This window comes from Roseburia sp. OM03-7AC (genome assembly GCF_003462625.1).
Lineage (GTDB): Bacteria > Bacillota > Clostridia > Lachnospirales > Lachnospiraceae > Roseburia_C > Roseburia_C amylophila.
The window spans coordinates 965,052-989,558 of sequence record NZ_QTZJ01000001.1 but is presented as its reverse complement, the minus strand read 5'-3'; the positions used below and the strand labels follow the sequence as shown (position 1 = coordinate 989,558).

Here is a 24,507-nt window from a genome sequence, read left to right as displayed (position 1 = left end):
AAAATTTTAAGAAATCAGGCGTTATAGGAAAAACACATGAGAAATAAGGAAGAAAGAAGGAAAAGAAAATGATATATACACAGGCAGTTGAAAAAGCATGTAATGGAGATTCGACGGGATTTGAATTTCTTTATGATACAACAAAAAATAATAAATATTATCTGGCTTTAAAATATGTGAAAGATGAAGAGGCAGCAAAAGATGTTTTGCAGGAAGCATACATACGAGCGTGGAAAAATCTGGATAAACTAAAAGAACCGGAAAAGTTTGATTTCTGGTTAGCACAGATTGTGGTAAATACAGCAAAAAATGAACTGGAAAAACGCAATCATACACCGCTAGATTTACGCATGGAAAGTGGTGAGGAAGAAGATGCAGAAATCATGGATCAGGCAGTAAGCGTCTGGGAAAATGAGCCGGAATTAGAATATACGAAAGAAGAGACCAGACAGCTGGTGCATGAGCTGATCGATGCATTGTCTGACGAGCAGCGTCTGGTGGTAATTGCCTTTGAATTAGAGGGACTTACCACAAAAGAAATTGCAGAACAGCTGGGCTGCCCGGAAGCTACAGTGAAATCAAGACTGCGTTATGGCAGGAATAATATCAAGACAAAGGCAGAGGAACTGCAGAAGAGGGGATACAAGCTTTACAGTGTTGCACCAATGCCGTTACTGCTGTATCTGTTGAAAAAGGAAATGGTTGTATCTGCGGCAGAGCCATCCACCCAGCTTTTATTAAGTGAATGTAGAAAAAGTATAGCAAAGAGTACATATGGTGCAGGAAAAACTGCAGCCTCAACAGCGGTAAAAGCCGCAGGCACAGCAAGAAAGATATCATTTTTGTCAACTGCAGCTGGAAAAGCGGTAATTGGAATCGTGGCAACGGCATCTATAGCAAGTGCAGTGACAGTTGGTGTCATCAGCTACAATAAATCAAATGATAAAAATACGACCGTACAGGAAAATGTTCCGGCAGTAGAAGAAGTTCCGGTAAATGCAGACCAGCCAATAGATGGCGTGGTTGAGGATACAGAGACAACGGATGCACCAGAGGATGAAAATGGAAGTGAAAAATATGCTGATATTCCGGAATCTGTGCTTCCAAGTTCCGTGCGTAATGATAAAGACTATTTTGAATTCTGGGACGAGCCGGTAAAGGCAACCTGCTGGATTGACGGTGTCAGGGGAACGATTTATGCAGACTGGGATATGACACAGATTATCAAAGAAGTTACCTATGATGTAGATGGCTATGAGGATGAGCTTCTTATTATTGGCTGTACACTGGATGGCGGTACCCATGCCATTGCAATTTATAACGGACAGTATGTTGTGGTAAATGATGCAATGTGGGATCATTGGTATAATGGAAAGAGTTCTGCCTTCGATTAATACGAAAACTTAAGATTTCGTTAAATTTATGGAACCGATTCTTAAGGTTGTCTGTGAGACATTGACCAACCAATTCCAGTAAGATATATTTGAATTAATGGACTGTGGAAAAACAGTCCGGATTAAGGAGTATAAGTATATCAAAGTAAGGAGGAACTATGGGCATGGAAAAGCAGAAGGCGAAGACAGGTCCGAAAAAGAAGGTTGGAAAAAGGCAGAGAAGAAAGAGAAAACTGATACTTTTTATTGTAGAAGTATTAGTGATACTCATTTTGCTGGTAGTATTTTATGTAATGAGTAAGCTGAATAAAATCAATAATACCGGTTCCTTAGACGCGAAGAAGCTGAATATTAATATAGACAGCGAGACCCAGGAAGTGTTAGATAATTATACCAATATAGCTATCTTTGGAATTGACAACCGGAGCAGTGGAAATTATGAAAGTGGAAACAGCGACTGTATCATGATTGCCAGTATCAATGATGATACCAAGGAAGTGAAGCTTGTATCCGTATACCGGGATTCCTTTCTGGCAGTAGATGATAAAGACAGCCTGCGGAAACTGAATGCAGCTTATGCCAAGGGAGGACCGACCGGTGCAGTAGCGGCGTTAAATAAGAATCTGGATTTGAATATTACCGAATATGTATCCGTAGACTTCAATGCGGTAATGGAAGTTGTGGATGCATTAGGTGGAATAGAGTTGGATATTACCAAGGAAGAAGCCAGCAATATGCATATCTGGATTGATGAAATGAATGAAGTCATGGGAACCCATGGCAAGCCGGTTTCCGGACCGGGCGTGCAGCAGGTCAATGGAATACAGGCACTTGCCTATTGCCGCGACCGAATGAGCGGCGGAGACGATTTCCGTCGGACCGAGCGCCAGCGTATTGTAGTAGGAAAGATTGTAGAAAAAGCAAAGCAGGCAGACATCCTTACTTTAAATGATTTGGTAGACAAGCTGTTTCCGGACATTTCTACCAGCCTTTCTACCACAGAGATATTGGGACTTGCAGCCCATGTCAAAGAGTATGAGCTTGCAGATACCCAGGGCTGGCCATTCCAGTTAGACACCAAGATGATGGAAAAATCCATCGGAGCAGTAGTTGTACCAACGGATTTGGAGACTAATGTAGATTTGCTGCACCGCTATTTATTTGATGTAGAGGATTATGAAACGACAGATAAGGTGAAAGAAATCAGCAAGGCAGTAAGCAACAGGACAGGAAAGACGGCGGCAGATACTACCCGGGATACGAATCCGCTGGTGCAGGATGCGGCTGCTGCTGAAACAACAAAGTAAGAGGAAAATATAACCAAATTTTATAAAAATTTCACAAAAAATAAGAAAAATCCAGTTACCTTTTGTATATTATTGTGTTATGATAAAAATATATCAGTAAATATACAATGATTATCAAGGAGGTATTACGAATGCAGAGATTTACATTACCAAGAGATTTATACCACGGCAAAGGTGCATTGGAGGCACTGAAGAACTTCGAAGGAAAGCGCGCAATGATCTGTGTTGGTGGAGGCTCCATGAAACGGTTTGGTTTCCTGGATAAAGCAGAGGCATATCTGAAAGAAGCAGGTATGGAAGTGGAACTGTTTGAAGGAATTGAACCGGATCCATCTGTTGAGACCGTGATGAAGGGTGCAGCCGCTATGGAGAAGTTTCAGCCGGACTGGATTGTAGCAATCGGTGGTGGTTCTCCAATTGATGCTGCGAAAGCAATGTGGATTAAATATGAATATCCGGATATTACCTTTGAAGATATGTGTAAGGTATTTGGAATTCCGAAATTAAGAAAGAAAGCACATTTCTGTGCAATTTCTTCTACCTCAGGAACAGCAACAGAAGTAACTGCATTTTCCATCATAACGGATTATGAGAAGGGAATCAAATATCCGATTGCGGATTTTGAAATCACACCGGACGTAGCAATCGTTGACCCGGAACTGGCAGAGACCATGCCGCAGAAGCTGGTAGCCCATACCGGAATGGATGCGATGACGCATGCAATTGAAGCATATGTTTCAACTGCCAACAGTGATTATACAGACCCGCTGGCACTCCATGCTATCGAAATGATTCAGCATGATCTGATTGATTCCTATAACGGAGATATGGCAAAACGTGATGCCATGCACAATGCCCAGTGTCTGGCTGGAATGGCATTTTCCAATGCACTGCTTGGAATCGTACATTCTATGGCACATAAGACCGGTGCCGCATTTGCCGACTACGGTGCACATATTATTCATGGCGCAGCTAATGCCATGTATCTGCCGAAGGTTATTGCATTTAATGCAAAGGATGAGACTGCAAAGAAACGTTATGGCGTGATTGCAGACTTTATGAAGCTTGGCGGAGAGACACTGGACGAGAAAGTCGCACTTTTAATCCAGTACCTGCGTAAGATGAATGATGACTTGAATATTCCGCACTGTATTAAGAACTACGGACCGGACAGCTATCCGGCTGAGCAGGGCTTTGTACCGGAAGAAGTATTCTTAGAGAGACTGCCTGAGATTGCAGCCAATGCAATTTTGGATGCCTGCACCGGCTCCAACCCAAGACAGCCAAGTCAGGAAGAAATGGAAAAACTGCTGAAATGCTGTTACTATGACACAGAAGTAGATTTCTAAAAAATAGATTAAAAATGAAGTAAGCCCCGTTTCGATATCGCATTGATATTTGAGACGGGGTTTTTACAGTCTGAAAAATGGTTTTACAAAGGTAATACCCCCACAGCACTGCGGGGGTACAAAGGGGAGTTATGAAAATTTATGAAAAAAGTTTTATCAAATAGAGAGACAAGACATTGGGGGATGAACCTGTTCTCTATTGATATTTGTAGTATACCCGGATTTTGTGAAAAATAATTGTCCAGATTATGAAAAAAGCGTTAAATTCTAAAAAAATTTTTCTGAAAAAAATTCATGAATCTTGTATATTTCCCTTGCGTAAAACACAAGATATGGTATACTGTATATGCGTTGAAGAGATTCGACACAAAATCTAGTACAGTTTTGTGCCGATTTTATGCGAATAGACTATTTTTTTATGGGAGAGGATTTCAATGAAAATCATTAAAAGAAGCGGCGCAGAGGCTGTTTTTGACATTTCAAAAATTATTATTGCAATCAATAAAGCGAACCATGAGGTGGTGGAAGCGGAACGATTGACTGCAGACCAGATTAAGGAGATTGCACAATATATAGAGGATTCCTGTAAGGATGCCAACCATGCCCTGAATGTAGAAGATATTCAGGACTTAGTGGAGGATCAGTTAATGGACAAGAGGGCTTTTTCTGTTGCCCGGAAATACATTACTTACCGCTATAAACGTGCCCTGGTACGTAAATCCAACTCTACGGATGAACAGATTTTAAGTCTGATTGAATGTAATAATGAAGAAGTAAAACAGGAGAATTCCAATAAGGATTCAACCGTAAACAGCGTGCAGCGTGACTATATGGCTGGTGAGGTGAGTAAGGATATTACCAGAAGATTCCTTCTCCCGGAGGATATTGTAGAGGCACATGAACAGGGAATTATCCATTTCCATGATGCAGATTATTTTGCACAGCATATGCATAACTGTGATCTGGTAAATTTAGAGGATATGTTACAGAACGGAACCGTTATCAGCGGAACCAGAATTGACAAGCCACATTCTTTCTCTACAGCATGTAATATTGCAACCCAGATTATTGCTCAGGTGGCAAGCTCCCAGTATGGCGGACAGAGTATTTCACTGGCACATTTAGTACCATTTGTCCAGATCAGCCGTGAGAAAATTCATGCAGAGCTGCTGCAGACATTAAAAGAGAGCGGTGTGGAGCTGAGCGAAGAGAAGATTAACAGCATTGTGGAAAGAAGACTTCATGCGGAAATCGAGCGGGGCGTACAGGTTATCCAGTATCAGGTAGTAACCCTGATGACTACCAACGGACAGTCCCCATTCGTAACCGTGTTCATGTATCTGAACGAAGCAAAGAATGAGCAGGAGAAAAAAGACCTTGCCATGATTATAGAGGAAGTGTTAGACCAGCGTTATCAGGGTGTTAAGAATGAGGATGGCGTATGGATTACACCGGCATTCCCAAAGTTGATTTATGTATTGGAAGAGGATAATATCCATGAGGATTCGGAATACTATTATCTGACCAAGAAAGCAGCAAAATGTACTGCAAAGCGTATGGTTCCGGATTATATTTCTGAGAAGAAAATGAAGGAATTAAAAGATGGCAACTGCTATACCTGTATGGGCTGCCGTTCCTTCCTTACCGTATATCATGATGAAGATGGCAAGCCAAAGTTCTACGGTCGTTTCAATCAAGGCGTGGTAACCTTGAATCTGGTAGATCTGGCGTGCTCTTCCGGCGGAGATTTTGAAAAATTCTGGAAGCTATTTGATGAGCGTTTGGACCTTTGCTACCGTGCATTGATGGCGCGTCATAACCGCCTGAAGGGAACACCTTCTGATGTGGCACCGATTCTCTGGCAGTACGGAGCACTTGCCCGTCTGAAAAAGGGCGAGACCATAGACAAGCTTTTATATGGTGGATATTCTACTATTTCACTGGGCTATGCAGGACTTTGCGAATGTACCAGATATATGACTGGAAAACCACATACCGACCCGGCAGCTACACCATTTGCCTTAAAGGTAATGCAGCGGTTAAATGATGCCTGCAAGGAGTGGAAAGAGAAAGAAAATATTGATTTCTCCGTATATGGAACACCGCTTGAGTCTACCACTTATAAATTTGCAAAATGTTTACAGAAACGATTCGGAGTTATTCCGGGCGTTACCGATAAGAATTACATTACCAACAGTTATCATGTGCATGTAACCGAAAACATTGATGCATTTACCAAGCTGAAATTCGAATCCCAGTTCCAGGCACTTTCACCGGGTGGAGCAATCAGCTATGTGGAAGTTCCGAACATGCAGGATAATCTGGATGCTGTTTTATCTGTAATGAAATTCATCTATGAGAATATCATGTATGCAGAGTTAAATACCAAGAGCGATTACTGCCAGGTATGCGGCTATGATGGTGAAATTCAGATTGTAAAAGATGATGATGGAAAATTAGTATGGGAGTGCCCGCATTGCCACAACCGTGACCAGGATAAGATGAACGTGGCAAGACGTACCTGTGGTTATATTGGTTCCCAGTTCTGGAATCAGGGAAGAACCCAGGAAATCAAGGAGCGTGTACTTCACTTATAAAAAGAAAGTGAAAAGAAAATGCATTATTCAGCGATTAAATATAATGATATTGCGAACGGCACCGGTGTAAGAACGGTGCTGTTTGTATCCGGCTGCCGGAACCACTGTAAAGAGTGTTTTCAGCCGGAAACATGGGACTTTAAAAATGGAGAGGAATTTACAAAAGAAGTAGAAGATGAAATTCTTGCATCTTTGGAATCTCCCTATATCAAGGGACTGACTCTTTTGGGAGGAGACCCTTTTGAACCGGAAAACCAGCATGCACTGCTTCCATTTATCAAGCGGGTGCGGACGGAACATCCGGAAAAAGACATATGGGCATATACCGGATATGTACTGGATAAGGATTTGGTACCGGAGGGAAGAAGATATACCGAGGATACGAAAGAATTATTATCCTTAATCGATGTGCTGGTGGATGGCCCTTATGTGGCAGAGCTATATGATATTACATTAAAATTCAAAGGTTCTTCCAATCAGCGTGTCATTGACTGCAGAAAATACAATGAAACAGGAGTCATTGAAGAACTGATGTAAACTGCGTGAAAGATAAAGTAGAATCCGGAAGGATTCTATTTTACTTTATGGCATTTTTATATTAAAATAGAAATAACGTGATTGTTTTAAGGAAAGATATAGGAGAAGAACATGGAAATTAGTAAAGAGCGTAAAGAAGAATTATTAGAGACCCATCTTTTGAATTATGAAATGCCGGATGAACAGGAGCTTGCAAAGCTTACTTTAGAGGAGCTGGAATTTCTGATTCGTTCTGCAGAAGTACATCATAAGAAGAAAACCTTTGTGGCAGATAACTTTTTAAAGAAGATAGAAGTGTTTAACGAGATTCTGGCAGATAAAATAAAGGGATGCAAAGAGCTTTACTGCGCATGGGACAAGCATACCGGTTACCCGCGTGTTATGGGGGACGGAAGTGTATTAATCTTTTCAACGAAAGAATTTGCCCAAAAGGCAATAGAACATTATAAAGAGCAGAATGTAGAACTGGAATTAAAAGGAATCAGAGGAGACAAGCAGATGTTCTTCTGGGCAAACCTCCACTGGTGGGGTATGGAAGATCTGATACTGGATGTGGGAAGCTATTCCTGCAGATTAAAAAGAGATGATTTGCTTCCACCACCGGATTTTTCCGAGCTTTCCAAAGCACAGATTCCGGTTGTAAATCCGGCTCTGATTCTTGCAATGGCAAGACACAGACAGATTTTATTTGAAGAAAAGAAAGATGAACAGTGGAAACGTGCGGAGCAGTTCTTATGTGACCGTATGTTAAAAGAGGTAGTCCGCGGGGAATTCTTATGTCCGGTAAAAGTGGTAGAGGACCCGAAGGAAGAAAAGGATGCAGACGGAAAAAAGGGAACAGCCCTTCAGTTTGCATTGTTACAGGATAGCAATGGAGCACAGTGGATGCCGGTGTATACAGACTGGCAGAGTTTCCAGAAGATTTATAATGTAAAGGAATGGAAGGGACAGAAAGTCAGTTTTGACCAGCTGATGAAGATTGCAGGAGAGCGAGATTTTGTAATCAATCCGGGCAGTATGGAACTTCGGGTAGAAGAGAACCGGAAGAAAATTATTATAGGTTATTTCAAACGATATAAGAGGCAGGAAGCTGAGATGGCATCTGGCAATCTTGTTGAAAAGAAAACGGGTGTATTTGTTGGTGAGCCAATTGCGGAGGCGGATGAACTGAAACAGATACTCAGTGAATATATGAAGAAACAGAAGAATATTAAGAAAGCATATCTGGTAACGAAGATTGAACGTAAGGATGACATTAGTTATTTGCTGGTTGTAGAGTTTAAGGGTGAGAGAAAGAGCGTCTTTGAAGGAATTGCTGAAGCTGTAAAGCCGTCCCTTGGCTATATGCGTCTTGATATGCATGAAGCAGACGAAAAGGCAATGGAGCTGATTGGTGAGGTTGCACCATTTTATAAAAAGACTTTTCTGGGATTGTAAATTGCAGGAGGAAATATGGAACAAAAAGAATTAGATGGCAAAGTCTGGGAAGTAAGTGGATTCGTATTTGAAAATGAAGAACAGGCAAAATTGGCAAAAAAGGAAGTGGAAGGAATCCAGTACATACATGATAATATGAACATGGATAATCCACAGATGGTACAGGAAATCTACCAGAGAATCATGGCTCAGGAATTGTTCCATACACCGATAGGATATGCCTATCTAAAAGAACTGCAGGATTATCTGAAAGGACTGCCCGGGGTGGATGCATCCGAAATACCAGGTATTCCGGTGAAAGATATGGGCTTAGACCTTGACCATGTAGCTGGCAAAGAAAAATCTGGTGAGCACCAGAATGAAAATACTGATAAAAATTCAGAGGAACAACAGGAAACGAAATTACAGAAGCGCTGCCGCATCTTACTTTCTGTGAATATTGTGCTGATTATCATTGTTATTGCCATGTTTGCCATCAGCCTTACCAGTGGCAGTACCACAATCTTAAATTATGAGACGAAAATCATTAATAAATATGAAGAGTGGGAACAGGAACTGGATGAAAGAGAAGCGGCACTGGATGCTTTGGAAAAGCAGAATTAAATCGCAGAAGAACACAAATTTGACATATTTATCCGTTAAACTATAGAAAAAAGAAGAGGGAAGCAAATATGGAAAAACGTAAAATTCTGGTGGTAGACGATGAAAGCCGTATGCGTAAGCTGGTGAGGGATTTCCTGGTAAAACAGAACTTTGAAGTGTTAGAGGCAGGAGACGGAGAAGAAGCCTTAGACGTATTTTATAAAAATAAAGATATTGCATTGATCATTCTGGATGTTATGATGCCGAAGATGAACGGCTGGGATGTATGCCGGGAAATCAGGGAAAGTTCCAAGACACCGATTATCATGCTGACAGCCAAGAGTGAAGAAAGTGATGAACTTTTAGGATTTGAACTTGGTGTGGATGAATATATCAGTAAACCATTCAGCCCGAAGATCCTGGTGGCAAGGGTAGAGGCAATTTTGCGGAGAACCGGCAATTATACAGAAGATGATGTGCTGGAAGTAGGTGGCATTGTAATGGACAAGGCTGCCCACATGGTAACAATTGACGGCAAAAACATTGATTTGAGCTATAAAGAATTTGAGCTTCTGGCATATTTCATGGAGAATAAGGGAATTGCTTTATCCCGTGAGAAAATTCTGAATCATGTATGGAATTATGATTATTTCGGTGATGCCAGAACCATCGATACCCATGTGAAAAAGCTGCGCAGCAAGATGGGCGAAAAAGGGGATTATATCAAGACAATCTGGGGTATGGGCTATAAGCTGGACATTGATGCACCGCAATAGAATGTGATAAGGTGGAAGATATATGGCAAAGAATAAGAAAAAGCAGCATTCCATTACAACGCAGATTACATTGACTATCGTTGGATTAGTGGCCGGCACGGTATTACTGTGCTGGCTTCTTAATGTTACCCTGCTGGAAGGCTATTATACCCGCTATAAACAGGAAGTGCTGGAAAATGGGTTTCAGCAGATAAATGCGGCCAGTGAACAGGGAATCTTAAATACATCAGATTATGATATAGATTTTGAAAAAATCTGTTCCAATGGTAACCTGACGATTTTAATCATTACATCTGATGGTACAGTAGTGCGTTCTTCTACCAATGGTGTGGAAAATCTCAGGATGCAGTTTATGGAAATTATCATGGCAAGTGTGCAGAATGATGATATGCATCTTAATATGAAAGTACTGAAAGCAAACGACAATTATGTCATGGGAGAAAAAGAGGATACCAGGCTGGAATCGGATTATCTGATTCTCTGGGGAACCCTGGCAGATGGTAATCTTTTGCTGGCGAGAACTCCATTGGAAAGTATCAAGGAAAGTGCGCAGGTGTCTAATCGTCTGCTGATGGATGTAGGAGTTGTTGCGGTAATAGTGAGTGGTATTATCATTTTTTTTGTTACCCGTCGTATTACTAACCCAATTCTGCAGCTTACAGATATATCCAAGAAAATGGCAGAATTCGACTTTGATGCGAAGTATGAGGTCAAGGGAGATAATGAGATTGAACAGTTGGGCGAGCATATGAACCAGCTATCGGAAATCTTAGAGCGGACCATATCGGAATTAAAGAGTGCCAATAATGAATTGAAGATAGATATCGAAAAGAAGGAACAGATTGACGAGATGAGAAAAGATTTCCTGTCAAATGTTTCGCATGAGCTAAAGACACCGCTGGCACTGATTCAGGGTTATGCAGAAGGCTTACAGGAATGTGTGCAGGACGATCCGGAGAGCAGAAATTTCTATTGTGAGGTCATTACAGATGAAGCAGAGAAGATGAACCGCATGGTAAAGAAACTTCTTACTTTGAATCAGCTGGAATTTGGGAATGATGCTATTGTGATGGAACGGTTTGATATCACCGAACTGATCCGTGGAGTAGCTGCCAGTAATGCCATTATCTTAGAACAGAAAGGAGCTATTCTGGAATTTGACGAGCAGCCGCTTTTTGTGTGGGCGGATGAATTTAAGATAGAAGAGGTTATAACCAATTATCTGAGCAATGCAATCAACCATTTGGAAGGTGAAAACCGGATTAAAATTTCTTATGAATGTAAGCAGGATGTAGTAAGAGTCAGCGTGTTTAATACAGGAAAGCCGATTCCGGAAGAAGACATTGATAATATCTGGATTAAATTCTATAAGGTAGATAAAGCAAGAACCAGAGCTTATGGAGGCAGCGGAATTGGTCTGTCCATTGTAAAAGCAATTATGGATTCCATGCATCAGCAGTGCGGAGTCATTAACCATGAGGATGGTGTGGAATTCTGGATAGAATTAGACACCAGCAATCGCGATGATAACGAGGAAGAACGTGAAATAACTATTGCCTGAAAGCCGGAAAAATGCTAACATGGGAATAGATTGATAAGTTAAGGAGTGCCTATGAGAGACAGAAAGATAAAAACAACGGCATGTGTGCTGTTGGCTGCGTTATTCTTAGGCGGATGCGGAGAGCAGCCGATTGAATTAACAGAGCAGGAAGAACAGACAATTGTAGATTATGCAGCACATGTAGTATCAAAGTATAATATAAAGCAGCAGGATGGAATTGTAAGACTATCGAAGAGTGAAGAGACAACAGAGACTGCAGATACCGAGGCTGTGGAACAGCCGGATTCCACTGAGCAGATGCCATCAGAAGGTGGAGATGCAACAGGAACTCCGGAGAATGCGGCATCGGACAACAGTGTGTCCTTAAACGATGCAGTGGCAATACCGGGCATTGATGTGCAGTATACTGGGGCAGAATTTGCTTCCGTCTATCAGCAGGATTCGTCTTATATCGTAGAGCCGACCGCTGGAAATAAGTATCTGGTTTTACATTTTCATTTAAACAATGCCGGAACCGAAGCAGTTGGTTGTGATATGTTAAGCCGCAAGGTGTCATTCCGCATGACATTAAATGACAGCGTGGAAGCTGTTGCACAGGTCTCAATTCTGTTAAATGACCTTGGCACATATCAGGGGACTATTGAAGCAGGAAGTGGTACAGATACGGTTTTACTCTTTGAGGTGCCGGAAGGTACACCGGAAGATTTGAGTAAAATCTCTCTGGAAGTAGTCGAAAACACGGTACATAAGACCTGTAATCTATAAAATGGTAAAAATATCTAAAGAATTGTAAAAAAACGGTGCATTTTTATGTAATATTATGTTATAATTTGAAATAGAAATATTCTAAGAAATGACCTTGGGAGGAAAACATAAATGGAGACAAATATTCTGTTAGAAAATGGTACGAACGAACTGGAAGTGCTGGAGTTTACTTTAGGGGATAATCATTACGGAATTAACGTAGCGAAGATTCGTGAGATTTTATCCTATCAGCCGGTAACCCCGGTACCAAATGCACATCCGAGTGTGGAAGGAATCTTTATGCCACGAGATACCATGCTGACGGTAATCAGCCTGAGAAGATGTCTGGGTATGCAGGATGAAGAAGGAAAAGGTTTGTTTATTATCACAAACTTTAATAAATTAAATATTGCATTCCATGTAGATCAGGTTATTGGGATTCATCGTGTCTCCTGGTCAGAGATTATCAAACCGGATGCAACGATTAATGTCCAGGACAAGGGTGTATCAACCGGAGTCATTAAACTGGATGGACAGTTGATTGTTATTCTTGACTTTGAAAAAATTATTTCTGATATCAGCCCGGAAACAGGACTTAAGGTATCTGATGTAGAGCATCTGGAAAATCGTAACCGTAATGATTCCCCGATTATGATTGCAGAGGATTCCCCATTATTAAGTAAATTGATTACAGATTGTCTGAAGAAAGCAGGTTATACCAACCTGAATGTCAATATGAACGGACAGGAAGCATGGGACAAGCTTTGTGCTTATGAGAAAGCCGGCAATGTAAAAGATAAAGTACATTGTATTATTACAGATATCGAGATGCCATTGATGGACGGACACCGGTTAACAAAACTGGTAAAAGAGAACGATAACATGCATGATATTCCGGTAATCATTTTCTCTTCCCTGGTAAATGATGAAATGAGAAGAAAAGGTGAATCACTCGGAGCAGACGCCCAATTGACTAAACCGGAGATTGGAAGTCTGGTACAGGCTATCGACAGACTGATTGACCAGACTGGAAAGTAAGGAAAGAACGCAGACAAAGGGGTGTGATGTTACATCACATCCCTTTCCTTTACGCTGTCCGGCATCTGCTGGGAGGTGTTGTGGCAGACCCTGTAAGCAGATATACAGGCAACTTGGATACATGGAGGTATAAATTTGAGTAAGAGTGAAGATTATCTGGACGATTTGCTGAATTCAGTTTCAGATGCTAACAGAAGAAATAATAAGAAGGATATCGAGAATCTGATTCAATCAATGAATGAAGAAGCTGCAAAGCCAAGGGAGCGGGAGAAAAAGCCGGTGGAAAAGAAACACGAGGATTATTCCGGCACAGGATTTCTACGTGAATTTGAACAGGAGCTGTCAACAGGAGCAGCAGATGATTTCCTGCAGGAATTCGAAATGGAATTAGACGAAGAGGCATCGAATCAGGCAGATATTGATGTCAATGAAGACCAGACATCCGATGTCGAGGAAGCTTCAGCAACTAGTCAGCAGGAAGCATCAAACCAGATGGAAGAAGCAGAACAGTTAGAAGAAAACAATCAGCTGCGGGATGCTTCGGAGCCAGTCTCATCAGGGACCACAGATATGGCAACAGATGGGTCTGCACCGTCAGATATGATGGAAGATGTGGATGACATCATGGACGCTGTCCGGAAGAAAGTGGGCGATTCCGGAGAGGAAGAACATATGGATACGTCGAAAACACCGGAAGATGATGCTTCCGAGGAAGAAGAGCCTCTGGGCTTTTTTGATACGCTGGATGAAGATTCGGCGGCAGAGATACCGGAAGCATCAAAGACAGAATCTGAGGAAGAGGAACCACTTCTTTCAGAAGATGATGATGCCATTAATCTTATGGATATGTTATCCGGAGATGCTGACTTATCCGATATCGGCGATTTGCTGAAAGCAGATGAAAATGGAGAAGAATTAGAGCATTCAGAAGATGAGGACAGTGAGGTCCAGGATGAATTTGAACGCCTTGGAAGTATCGAAGAATTAAAGGATTTAAAGGAAGCAAAGGAAAAGAGAAAAAAACAGGGATTCTTCAGTAAAATTATGTCCGTTTTATTTGGACCGGATGAAGAAGAGGATGATACAAAGATTGCAGAAGATGACAGCCTTGGCAGCATTTCATCCGAAAATAGAGAAATCTTAAAAGAGATGGATGCAGACGAGGGAGCCGGTAAGAAGGGAAAGAAAGAGAAGAAAAAGAAAGAGAAAAAAGAAAAGAAGGAAAAGGCGAAGAAGGAGAAGGCGCCAAAGGTAAAGAAAGAGAAGCCTCAAAAAGAAATAGACCGTACGCCGCCTCTTCCGAAGAAGCCGGTTATTCTGATTTTTATTATGGCACTTTCCCTTCTAATCTTGATTTTGCTGGGAAGCTCCAATTTACAGTATGGACAGGATATGCAGCAGGCAAAGGATGATTTTGCAAGCGGCTCCTATGTAACAGCATTCCAGACCGTAGCCGGTTCTTCTGTAAAGGGAAAAGACGAGAATTTCTATAAGAAAGCACAGGTGCTGGCTTCCATACAGAGCGAATATCAGTCTTATGAGAGCTTAAGCGGAATCAATGAAAATGAAATGGCTTTGGATGCGTTGATTCGTGGATATGGCAGATGCGTAGATGGTGCAGACCTGGCTCAGGAATATGAGATAACAGATGAAATGGCAGGACTGAAGAATCAGATTTTGCAGCAGTTATCAGACCATTTTGGTGTATCAGAGGAAAAAGCAGCAGAATTGCATGCCATGACAAAGAGAACAGATTATACAAAGGCAATTCAGGAGATACTTGCAGCAGCAGGACTGGAATAGGAGAACATTATGATAGCAATTATTGACTATGATGCAGGAAACTTAAAGAGTGTGGAAAAAGCATTGGCATATCTGGGCGAGGAAAGCGTAATTACAAGAGATTTTCATACTATTGAACAGGCAGATAAGGTGATTTTACCGGGCGTTGGTTCTTTTGGTGTGGCAATGGATAATCTGAAACGCTATGAACTGGACAAGGTCATCCATGAAGTCTGTGAAAGAAAAGTGCCATTCCTTGGAATTTGCCTCGGACTTCAGTTAATGTTTGAAGGAAGCGAAGAGTCAGAAGGAGTAGAGGGACTTGGACTTTTAGAGGGAAAAATTGTGCGGATCCCGGATACCTATGGGCTGAAAATTCCGCATATCGGTTGGAATTCCCTGCATTTACAGAATAATGGAAGACTGTTTCAGAATGTGCCGATGGATGCCTATGTATATTTTGTGCATTCTTATTATTTACAGGCAAAACATGAAGAAATTGTAAAAGCAACTACAGAATATGGAGTCACTATTCATGCATCTGTGGAACAGGATAACATCTTTGCCTGCCAGTTCCACCCGGAGAAGAGCAGCTCCGTTGGACTGAAGATACTTAAGAACTTTGCGTCATTACAGGGAGGTGTGAAATAATGTTTACCAAGAGAATTATTCCATGTCTGGATGTCAATGATGGAAGAGTTGTAAAAGGTGTGAACTTTGTGAATTTAAGAGATGCTGGTGACCCGGTGGAAATTGCAGCAGCCTATGATAAAGCCGGAGCAGATGAAGTGGTATTTCTGGATATTACAGCATCTTCGGATAACCGTAATACAGTAGTAGATATGGTAAGACGTGTAGCGGAAAATGTATTTATTCCATTTACCGTAGGCGGAGGAATCCGCAGTGTGGAAGATTTTAAAGTGCTGCTCCGGGAAGGTGCAGACAAGATTTCCATTAATTCTTCTGCAATTAATACACCACAGTTAATCAGTGATGCGGCAGACAAATTCGGAAGCCAGTGTGTGGTTGTTGCCATTGATGCGAGAAGAAGAGAAGATGGCAGCGGCTGGAACATTTATAAAAATGGCGGAAGAATTGATGTAGGCATTGATGCGGTAGAATGGGCAATGAAAGTCGAGAAGCTTGGAGCCGGAGAAATTCTTTTGACCAGCATGGATTGTGATGGCACGAAAGCCGGTTACGATTTGGAACTGACCAGACAGATTGCAGAAAATGTATCTATCCCGGTCATTGCTTCCGGTGGAGCCGGAACGAAAGAGCATTTCTACGAAGCTTTGACAGAAGGTAAAGCAGATGCAGCACTGGCAGCATCTTTGTTCCATTATAAGGAACTTGAAATTATGGACCTTAAGAATTATCTTGCAGGTCGCGGGGTATCAGTAAGGAGATAAAACTATGGCAATGATTACCAATGACTGGCTGGACAGTGTATCTGCCGAGTTTAAAAAGCCATATTACAGAGATTTATATGATTTTGTAAAAAAAGAATACAGCACCCATGTGGTATATCCACCGGCAGATGATATCTTTAATGCCTTGCACCTGACACCGCTTTCAGAAGTAAAGGTGCTGATTTTGGGACAGGATCCATACCATAATGAACACCAGGCACATGGCCTTAGTTTTTCGGTACTGCCGGATCAGAAAGAGATTCCACCATCTTTACAGAACATCTATAAAGAACTGCAGGATGACCTTGGCTGCTATATCCCTGACAATGGTTATCTGGAAAAATGGGCAAAGCAGGGTGTATTATTATTGAACACGGTTCTGACCGTCCGTGCACATCAGGCGAATTCCCATCAGGGCAAAGGATGGGAGCATTTTACGGATGCCATTATCCAGGCGGTCAATGCCCAGGATCGACCAGTTGTCTATATGCTGTGGGGCAGACCGGCACAGAGCAAAATTCCAATGCTTACCAATCCGAAGCATCTGATATTAAAAGCACCTCATCCAAGCCCGCTTTCGGCATACCGTGGTTTCTTCGGATGCAAACATTTCTCACAGGCGAATGCATTTTTAGAAGAGCATGGAGTAGCACCGATAGACTGGCAGATTGAAAATTTGTAGGATGGATTTTAATGTTGAATAACAAAGAATTGCAGGATTTAACAGGTTTCTATGTTAATTGGCATGGAATATCTGCAGTTCTTAGCACATATTTTTTCTTGATTACAAAATGTCTTTCCGTTGCTTTGACTGACTATCTGCACTGTCCGTCAAAGACGGATGTTACACAAAAGTTTATAAGGGGCACTAAGAATTTCGAAACATATTGTGTTTTTCCCGGCAACCGGTGCAAATTCACATCCATGTTCAGATTGCACCTCGCCGGCACATCCTGTGCCGGCGTTGCCGGTTGCTATACGAAATTCTAAGTGCCCCTAATAAATTTTGTCAAACATCCGTCCTTTTGACGAACAGTGCTGATAGTTTGTCAAACATTGGAAAGACACTTTATATTGTAAAAAGAAAAATATGTGTTCTAGAACTGCGGTATTTTATGCCTGACATAGAAACCTGTTAAATCCTGTAATTTATGTTATCAAATATATTGGTATCCAGCCAACATAAAAAATTATTCCTAAAATGAGGAGTGCCCCGACATCTTTTGGATGCCGAGGCTATTATGAAAAAATATATCTAAAAACATGAGTTTCTTTTGATGGTTCTATAGTATGCTATAAATATGACAAAACTATGAACAAACCATAAAAACTTTGTGAAAAGTTACAATAGATGAAAAAAAATACATAAAAAGTTGTGAATTTTACACAATATTGCAATCCTGTGCCTAAAATGCTATAATAGCATTAACAATAGGCAGACGTGGGACAAGGATGTTACACATCAGATATCAAAGGAGTGATTATATGATAGGCATTTCAAATTATGATTCGAATTCAATTAACACATTGTTTTCCGGATTATCAAATGGAAGCAGAACTTCAAACAGCGGTTTGTTAGGAATTAATATTGCTGATTATTCTGCAATTCGTACCGGTTCCTATTTTAAACTGATGAAGGCATATTATGGTGGAAATGATTCTGCCAGCAAGATTGTAGAGACAAACAAGAAGACTTCAACGTCTACTGCAAAGGATGATACTAAGACATTAGCAAAAATTGAAGATGCTGCGGAAGAGTTGAAGGGTGCATCCGATGCTTTACTGGATAAGACCAAGAAGTCTGTATTTAACAAAGTAACAACAACCGATGCAAAGGGTAATACCACAACAGATTATGATAAAGACGCAATTTATAAGAAAGTAAGTGCTTTCGTAGACAGCTACAATAACCTGCTGAAGAAATCAGAAGATTCCAATACCAATGGAATTCTCAATGCAGTTTCTTCCATGGTTCGGACTACGGATTCCAATGAAAAGTTACTTTCTAAGGTTGGAATTACCGTTGGTGCAGATAACAAACTCAGTATTGATGAGGATACCTTTAAGAAGGCAGATATGTCTTTGGTAAAATCTTTGTTCAATGGAAATGGTTCCTATGGATATCAGGTATCTGCAAAAGCATCTTTGGCAGATTATTATGCAGAACGGGAAGCATCCAAGGGCAATACATATGGTAATACAGGTACATATACCTACAATTATAATACCGGAGAGATTTATAATACGACAACCTAAGTGACCGGTTAATAATTATGATTCGCATAATGACGGTGTAAATGTCAGGTATAAATAATATATGCAAATAACAAGAAATGTGTGTTACAGGAAAGCAATTTTCGGTAAAGCAAAAAAGCAGGTGTTCTGATTGGAACACCTGCTTTCTATCTTAAAAGCTATTTTTAGTTATCATTCTCGTCTTCTTCACTCATGGAGTAAACCTGACGTTTTCTTGCCATTTCATCACTTTCTAAGTATTCATCGTAAGTGGTAATCTTATCAATGAGTCCGCCATTTGGAAGAAGCTCCATAATGCGGTTGGCAGTGGTCTGTGTGAACTGGTGGTCACGGGAAGCGAAGAGTACAACACCCGGGAATTTAATCAGACCGTTGTTTAATGCGGTAATGGACTCCATGTCTAAGTGGTCGGTAGGCTCATCTAAGATTAAGACATTGGAAGCCTGAATCATCATACGGGAGAGCAGTACACGCACTTTTTCTCCTCCGGAAAGGACTCTCATTTTCTTCATGCCGTCTTCACCGGCAAAAAGCATTCTTCCTAAGAAACCACGTACATAAGTAGCATCTTTGATCTCGGAATACTGGGTCAGCCAGTCTGTGATAACAAGGTCAGTATCAAAGATTTCGGTATTGTCCTTCGGAAAATAGGACTGGGAAGTCGTAACACCCCATTTGTAAGTTCCTTCGTCCGGCTCCATTTCACCGGCAAGAATCTTAAAGAGGGTAGTCTTGGCAAGCTCGTTGCTTCCGACAAAAGCTACTTTATCATCATGTCCTAAGATAAAGGATACATTGTCTAATACTTTTACGCCATCGATAGTTTTGCTTAGCCCCTCTACGGTAAGAACCTCATTACCGATTTCACGCTGTGGGCGGAAATCAATGTAAGGATATTTACGGCTGGAAGGTTTGATTTCATCCAGTTCGATTTTCTCAAGGGCACGTTTTCTGGAAGTTGCCTGTTTGGATTTGGAAGCATTCGCAGAGAAACGGGAAATGAACTCCTGTAACTCTTTAATCTTTTCTTCCTTCTTTTTATTGGCTTCTTTCATCTGCTTAACAAGAAGCTGGCTGGACTCATACCAGAAATCGTAGTTACCGGCATATAACTGAATCTTGCCATAATCGATATCGGCAATATGAGTACATACCTTATTTAAGAAGTAACGGTCGTGGGATACGACGATTACAGTGTTGTTAAAGTTAATTAAGAATTCTTCCAGCCATGCAATGGCATCTAAGTCTAAGTGGTTGGTCGGCTCGTCTAAGAGCAGAATGTCCGGATTACCGAATAATGCCTGGGCTAAGAGCACCTTAACCTTGGTAGCACCCGGAAGGTCACGCATAGTGGTGTAGTGGTCTTCTGTCGGGATGCCAAGACCATTTAATAACATGGCAGCATCGGATTCTGCATTCCAGCCGTCCATTTCAGCAAATTCGCCTTCCAGTTCACTGGCACGGATACCATCTTCATCGGAAAAATCCTCTTTTGCATAGATAGCATCCTTCTCCTTCATGATATCATAGAGACGTTTGTTTCCCATGATAACGGTATCTAAAACGGAGTACTCATCATATTTGAAGTGGTCCTGCTGCAGGAAGGAAAGACGTTGTCCCGGTGTAATAACCACATCGCCGCTGGTGGAGTCTAATTGTCCGGATAAAATCTTTAAGAAAGTAGATTTACCGGCACCATTGGCACCAATCAGACCGTAGCAGTTGCCTTCCGTGAATTTAATATTTACATCTTCAAACAAGGCTTTCTTCCCGATTCGTAAAGTTACATTGTTTGCACTTATCATAATCAAATCTCCTGACTCTTTGAATTTACGGTGCTTTCATGCTTATGCACCAATTCGTATCATACTAGAAAAACAGTGGAAAAGCAACTAAAACTTCTTATAGAAGAAATTCGTGATTGTTCTTCATTTCGTACAGTCCATAATCTTGATAATCGACAAATAAAATGCTAAAATGTGATTTAGGTCGATAAGACATAAGTTTTATATTTAAATAAGGAGGAATAAATAATGTCCAGAGCAAAACAATCAATGGACGGTAATACAGCAGCAGCTCATGTAGCTTATGCATACACAGACGTTGCAGCTATTTATCCTATTACCCCGTCCAGTCCAATGGCTGACTCCGTAGACCAGTGGTCCGCAGCAGGTCAGGAGAATATCTTTGGAAATCAGGTTAAAGTCGTAGAAATGGAATCAGAGGCAGGAGCAGCAGGTGCCGTACATGGTTCTCTTGCAGCAGGTGCTTTAACCACTACATTTACCGCATCCCAGGGTCTTTTATTAATGATCCCTAATATGTACAAAATCGCTGGAGAGCAGCTTCCATGTGTATTTGATGTATCAGCACGTACCGTTGCAACCCAGTCCTTAAATATTTTCGGTGATCACAGTGACGTATATGCTTGTCGTCAGACAGGTTTCGCTATGTTATGTGAGACAAACCCACAGGAAGTTATGGACTTAAGCCCAGTTGCTCATCTTGCAACAATTGAAGGAAAAGTTCCATTCATCAACTTCTTCGATGGATTCCGTACATCTCATGAGATTCAGAAAATCGAGAAATGGGATTACGCAGATTTGAAAGAAATGTGCAACATGGACGCTGTAAAAGCATTCCGTGAGCATGCATTAAACCCAGAGCATCCAGCTATGCGTGGTTCTCATGAAAACGGAGACGTTTTCTTCCAGCATCGTGAAGCTTGTAATACAGCTTACAATGAGTTACCGGCTATCGTTGAGAAATACATGGGCAAAATCAATGAAAAACTTGGTACAGATTATGACTTATTCAACTACTATGGAGCAGCAGATGCAGACCGTGTTATCGTAGCAATGGGATCTATCTGTGACGTAGCAGAAGAAGTAATCGACTACTTAACAGCAGCAGGAGAGAAAGTCGGATTAATCAAAGTTCGTCTGTATCGTCCTTGGGTATCTGCTTCCTTATTAAAAGTTCTTCCAAAGACTGCAAAGAAAGTTGCTGTTCTTGACAGAACAAAAGAGCCAGGAGCATTAGGAGACCCATTATACTTAGACGTAGCTACAACATTACGTGAAGCAGGATTAAACGACGTTGTATTATGCGGCGGCCGTTACGGATTAGGATCTAAGGATACTCCTCCTTCATCTGTATTCGCTATCTACAAAGAACTGGAAAAAGATGCTCCAAAGAGCAGATTTACAGTAGGTATCGTAGATGACGTTACAAACTTAAGCTTACCAGAGGTTAAGCCAGCACCTATCACATCTGCAGAAGGAACTGTAGAGTGTAAGTTCTGGGGTCTTGGTGGAGACGGTACTGTAGGTGCTAACAAGAACTCTACTAAGATTATCGGTGACCACACAGATAAATACATCCAGGCATACTTCCAGTATGACTCTAAGAAGACCGGTGGTGTAACAATTTCCCACTTAAGATTCGGTGACAAGCCAATCAAGAGCCCATATTACATCAACCAGGCTGACTTCGTAGCATGCCACAACCCATCTTATGTAACCAAAGGATTCAAGATGGCCCAGGATGTTAAACCAGGCGGAGTATTCATGATTAACTGCCAGTGGTCAGACGAAGAGTTAGCTCATCATCTGAATGCTGAAGCAAAGAAATACATTGCTGATAACAACATTCAGTTATATACAATCAATGCAATTGACAAAGCAATTGAAATTGGTATGGGTAAACGTACCAACACAATTTTACAGTCTGCATTCTTCAAACTTGCAAACGTTATGCCTATCGACGATGCAGTAGAATTCATGAAAGCAGCAGCTAAGAAATCCTACGGTAAGAAGGGTGACGCTGTCGTAGAAATGAACTACAAAGCTATCGACGCTGGTGTAGACGCAGTACATAAGGTTGAAGTTCCAGCATCCTGGTCTAACCCAGAAGCAGATCCAGCTCCGAAGGAATTAACCGGACGTCCTGAGACTGTTAAGATGGTAAGAGACTTAATGGAGCCAATCTCCAAGATGGACGGAGACAGCCTTCCGGTATCTGCATTTGCAAAGAATCCGGATGGACAGTTCGAACATGGTGCAGCAGCATATGAGAAACGTGGTACAGCCGTAACCGTTCCTACATGGGATGCTGAGAAATGTATTCAGTGTAACCAGTGTGCATTCGTATGTTCACATGCAACCATTCGTCCATTCATGTTAGACGAAGCAGAAGTAAAAGCTGCTCCAGAGCAGACAAAACTTGCTGATACAAAGCCAAAGGCTGGCGAGTACAAATATACAATGAGCGTATCCCCATTAGACTGTATGGGATGTGGCGAATGTATTACGGTATGTCCAGTAGGCGCAATCGAAATGGTTCCTCAGGAATCACAGGCAGATCAGCAGCCAGTATTCGATTACTTAGTAGCAAACGTTGGAAAGAAACCTGGTATGCCGGCAGACAATACCGTTAAAGGTTCCCAGTTCAATCAGCCATTGCTTGAGTTCTCAGGCTCTTGTGCAGGTTGTGCAGAGACATCTTACGCTCGTTTGATTACTCAGTTATTTGGTGAGCATATGTATATTTCCAATGCAACAGGATGTTCTTCTATCTGGGGCGGTCCTGCAGCAACATCACCATATACAGTAAACAAAGATTCCAAGAAAGGTCCGGCTTGGGCAAACTCCTTATTCGAGGATAACGCTGAGCATGGTTTTGGTATGGAAATCGGACAGAAAGTTCTTCGTGAGCAGGCAATTGCAAGCGCTAAGAAATGTGCTGAGTCTGATAAAGCAAGCGCAGAATTAAAGGCTGCATTTGACAAGTTCGAAGAGACTAAGAATGATACAAAAGCTAATACACCTGCAACAGAAGCATTAGTTGCTGAGTTAGAGAAAGCTGCAGCAGCAGGATGCCCGGATGCTAAGGATGCATTAGATAAGAAGAATTACCTTGCTAAGAAGTCTGTATGGATCTTCGGTGGTGATGGATGGGCTTACGATATCGGCTTCGGCGGATTAGACCATGTACTTGCTTCCGGTGAGAACGTAAACGTAATGGTATTCGATACAGAGATGTACTCTAATACAGGTGGACAGGCTTCTAAAGCTTCTAACATCGGTGAGGTTTGTCAGTTCGCTGCTTCTGGTAAAGAAGTTGGCAAGAAGAGCCTTGCAGAAATCGCTATGAGTTACGGCTATGTATATGTAGCACAGATCGCTCTTGGTGCAAATATGGCAAATGCTGTTAAGGTAATTGCTGAAGCAGAAGCATACAACGGACCTTCACTTATCATCGGATATGCTCCATGTGAGTTACACGGTGTTAAGGGTGGAATGAACCACTGCCAGGATGAGATGAAGAAAGCAGTAGCAGCAGGTTACTGGAACTTATTCTCATACAACCCGGCATTGAAAGCAGAAGGAAAGAACCCATTCACATTGACTTCTAAGCCAGGTGATGGATCTTACCAGGATTTCTTAAATAACGAGACACGTTACAGCAGATTAACACGTTCCTTCCCAGACAGAGCAGAAAAACTGTTCAAAGCATCTGAGGAAGCTGCAAAGGCTCGTTATGAACATCTGTTAAGATTAGTTGAACTTTACAAATAAGATTAGCTGATTGGACAGAAGAATCTGACGATTAAGTAAAATAAAAGAGATGTAATTTACAGAAGTGTAAGTTACGTCTCTTTTTTTACTTTATAAGAACGATATCAAATTAAATTAGTCTGATTATTTCGTTAGAAAAAATCAAATCTATATGCC

18 protein-coding genes are annotated in these 24,507 nt (G+C 41.4%); 17 read left to right on the top strand and 1 reads right to left on the bottom strand.

The genetic code is table 11. From position 1 onward, the window contains the following. Positions 1-68: 68 nt before the first annotated feature. The 16 genes from DXB39_RS04820 to DXB39_RS04745 all read left to right on the top strand — a co-directional run bounded on the left by DXB39_RS04820 (position 69) and on the right by DXB39_RS04745 (position 18,772). Positions 69-1,394, top strand: a complete 1,326-nt coding sequence (locus DXB39_RS04820; RefSeq protein ID WP_117840795.1) for an RNA polymerase sigma factor — start codon at positions 69-71, stop codon at positions 1,392-1,394. A gap of 164 nt (positions 1,395-1,558) precedes the next feature. Continuing rightward, the gene (locus DXB39_RS04815; protein ID WP_243005987.1) at positions 1,559-2,701 is read left to right on the top strand and encodes an LCP family protein; all 1,143 of its coding nucleotides are present in this window, start codon (positions 1,559-1,561) and stop codon (positions 2,699-2,701) included. A 131-nt stretch (positions 2,702-2,832) separates the two neighbouring features. Further along, positions 2,833-4,050 (top strand): iron-containing alcohol dehydrogenase, encoded by a 1,218-nt coding sequence (locus tag DXB39_RS04810; RefSeq protein WP_117840797.1) that lies wholly within the window; start codon positions 2,833-2,835, stop codon positions 4,048-4,050. 434 nt (positions 4,051-4,484) lie between these two features. Next, positions 4,485-6,647 (top strand): anaerobic ribonucleoside-triphosphate reductase, encoded by a 2,163-nt coding sequence (nrdD, locus tag DXB39_RS04805; protein WP_117840798.1) that lies wholly within the window; start codon positions 4,485-4,487, stop codon positions 6,645-6,647. Between the two features lie 18 nt (positions 6,648-6,665). Continuing rightward, positions 6,666-7,184, top strand: coding sequence for an anaerobic ribonucleoside-triphosphate reductase activating protein (gene nrdG, locus DXB39_RS04800; protein WP_117698216.1), 519 nt, complete (start codon positions 6,666-6,668; stop codon positions 7,182-7,184). 111 nt (positions 7,185-7,295) lie between these two features. Further along, positions 7,296-8,621 (top strand): enhanced serine sensitivity protein SseB, encoded by a 1,326-nt coding sequence (locus DXB39_RS04795; protein WP_117840799.1) that lies wholly within the window; start codon positions 7,296-7,298, stop codon positions 8,619-8,621. Between the two features lie 15 nt (positions 8,622-8,636). Next, on the top strand, positions 8,637-9,224 hold the full coding sequence (locus tag DXB39_RS04790) for a hypothetical protein (RefSeq protein ID WP_117840800.1): 588 nt from the start codon (positions 8,637-8,639) through the stop codon (positions 9,222-9,224). 68 nt (positions 9,225-9,292) lie between these two features. Next, positions 9,293-9,979: a response regulator transcription factor gene (locus DXB39_RS04785; protein WP_022242424.1), complete on the top strand. Its 687-nt coding sequence runs from the start codon at positions 9,293-9,295 to the stop codon at positions 9,977-9,979. Between the two features lie 22 nt (positions 9,980-10,001). Then, entirely contained in the window at positions 10,002-11,540 is a 1,539-nt protein-coding gene (locus DXB39_RS04780; protein WP_117840801.1) for a sensor histidine kinase, read from the top strand. 51 nt (positions 11,541-11,591) lie between these two features. Further along, positions 11,592-12,305: a DUF4352 domain-containing protein gene (locus DXB39_RS04775; protein WP_117840802.1), complete on the top strand. Its 714-nt coding sequence runs from the start codon at positions 11,592-11,594 to the stop codon at positions 12,303-12,305. Positions 12,306-12,416: 111 nt separating this feature from the next. Continuing rightward, on the top strand, positions 12,417-13,322 hold the full coding sequence (locus tag DXB39_RS04770) for a chemotaxis protein (RefSeq protein ID WP_117698212.1): 906 nt from the start codon (positions 12,417-12,419) through the stop codon (positions 13,320-13,322). Between the two features lie 135 nt (positions 13,323-13,457). Continuing rightward, on the top strand, positions 13,458-15,125 hold the full coding sequence (locus DXB39_RS04765) for a hypothetical protein (protein ID WP_117840803.1): 1,668 nt from the start codon (positions 13,458-13,460) through the stop codon (positions 15,123-15,125). Between the two features lie 9 nt (positions 15,126-15,134). Next, positions 15,135-15,755: an imidazole glycerol phosphate synthase subunit HisH gene (hisH, locus tag DXB39_RS04760; RefSeq protein ID WP_022242429.1), complete on the top strand. Its 621-nt coding sequence runs from the start codon at positions 15,135-15,137 to the stop codon at positions 15,753-15,755. Then, positions 15,755-16,516: an imidazole glycerol phosphate synthase subunit HisF gene (gene hisF / locus DXB39_RS04755; RefSeq protein ID WP_117840804.1), complete on the top strand. Its 762-nt coding sequence runs from the start codon at positions 15,755-15,757 to the stop codon at positions 16,514-16,516. The genes hisH and hisF overlap by 1 nt, the downstream gene beginning before the upstream one ends. A gap of 4 nt (positions 16,517-16,520) precedes the next feature. Continuing rightward, positions 16,521-17,198 carry a uracil-DNA glycosylase gene (locus DXB39_RS04750; RefSeq protein ID WP_022242431.1) on the top strand — a complete coding sequence of 226 codons (678 nt, stop codon included), beginning with the start codon at positions 16,521-16,523 and terminating at the stop codon, positions 17,196-17,198. Between the two features lie 803 nt (positions 17,199-18,001). Next, positions 18,002-18,772 (top strand): flagellar filament capping protein FliD, encoded by a 771-nt coding sequence (locus DXB39_RS04745; RefSeq protein ID WP_117698209.1) that lies wholly within the window; start codon positions 18,002-18,004, stop codon positions 18,770-18,772. 164 nt (positions 18,773-18,936) lie between these two features. Here the strand turns inward: DXB39_RS04745 and DXB39_RS04740 are convergent, their stop codons facing one another. Next, positions 18,937-20,577, bottom strand: coding sequence for an ABC-F family ATP-binding cassette domain-containing protein (locus tag DXB39_RS04740; protein WP_022242433.1), 1,641 nt, complete (start codon positions 20,575-20,577; stop codon positions 18,937-18,939). 228 nt (positions 20,578-20,805) lie between these two features. Here DXB39_RS04740 and nifJ point away from each other — a divergent pair, with 228 nt between their 5' ends. Beyond that, on the top strand, positions 20,806-24,351 hold the full coding sequence (nifJ, locus tag DXB39_RS04735) for a pyruvate:ferredoxin (flavodoxin) oxidoreductase (protein ID WP_022242434.1): 3,546 nt from the start codon (positions 20,806-20,808) through the stop codon (positions 24,349-24,351). The last annotated feature ends 156 nt before the right edge of the window (positions 24,352-24,507 follow it).

What these genes read in the sequence shown, in the direction of transcription:
- DXB39_RS04795 (WP_117840799.1), top strand. Translation starts at nt 7,296, where the DNA reads ATGGAAATTAGTAAAGAGCGTAAAGAAGAATTATTAGAGACCCATCTT.
- DXB39_RS04775 (WP_117840802.1), top strand. Translation starts at nt 11,592, where the DNA reads ATGAGAGACAGAAAGATAAAAACAACGGCATGTGTGCTGTTGGCTGCG.
- hisH (WP_022242429.1), top strand. Translation starts at nt 15,135, where the DNA reads ATGATAGCAATTATTGACTATGATGCAGGAAACTTAAAGAGTGTGGAA.
- DXB39_RS04785 (WP_022242424.1), top strand. Translation starts at nt 9,293, where the DNA reads ATGGAAAAACGTAAAATTCTGGTGGTAGACGATGAAAGCCGTATGCGT.
- nifJ (WP_022242434.1), top strand. Translation starts at nt 20,806, where the DNA reads ATGTCCAGAGCAAAACAATCAATGGACGGTAATACAGCAGCAGCTCAT.
- DXB39_RS04810 (WP_117840797.1), top strand. Translation starts at nt 2,833, where the DNA reads ATGCAGAGATTTACATTACCAAGAGATTTATACCACGGCAAAGGTGCA.
- DXB39_RS04790 (WP_117840800.1), top strand. Translation starts at nt 8,637, where the DNA reads ATGGAACAAAAAGAATTAGATGGCAAAGTCTGGGAAGTAAGTGGATTC.
- DXB39_RS04780 (WP_117840801.1), top strand. Translation starts at nt 10,002, where the DNA reads ATGGCAAAGAATAAGAAAAAGCAGCATTCCATTACAACGCAGATTACA.
- nrdD (WP_117840798.1), top strand. Translation starts at nt 4,485, where the DNA reads ATGAAAATCATTAAAAGAAGCGGCGCAGAGGCTGTTTTTGACATTTCA.
- DXB39_RS04815 (WP_243005987.1), top strand. Translation starts at nt 1,559, where the DNA reads ATGGAAAAGCAGAAGGCGAAGACAGGTCCGAAAAAGAAGGTTGGAAAA.
- DXB39_RS04820 (WP_117840795.1), top strand. Translation starts at nt 69, where the DNA reads ATGATATATACACAGGCAGTTGAAAAAGCATGTAATGGAGATTCGACG.
- DXB39_RS04740 (WP_022242433.1), bottom strand. Translation starts at nt 20,577, where the DNA reads ATGATAAGTGCAAACAATGTAACTTTACGAATCGGGAAGAAAGCCTTG.
- DXB39_RS04745 (WP_117698209.1), top strand. Translation starts at nt 18,002, where the DNA reads ATGATAGGCATTTCAAATTATGATTCGAATTCAATTAACACATTGTTT.
- nrdG (WP_117698216.1), top strand. Translation starts at nt 6,666, where the DNA reads ATGCATTATTCAGCGATTAAATATAATGATATTGCGAACGGCACCGGT.
- DXB39_RS04770 (WP_117698212.1), top strand. Translation starts at nt 12,417, where the DNA reads ATGGAGACAAATATTCTGTTAGAAAATGGTACGAACGAACTGGAAGTG.
- hisF (WP_117840804.1), top strand. Translation starts at nt 15,755, where the DNA reads ATGTTTACCAAGAGAATTATTCCATGTCTGGATGTCAATGATGGAAGA.
- DXB39_RS04750 (WP_022242431.1), top strand. Translation starts at nt 16,521, where the DNA reads ATGGCAATGATTACCAATGACTGGCTGGACAGTGTATCTGCCGAGTTT.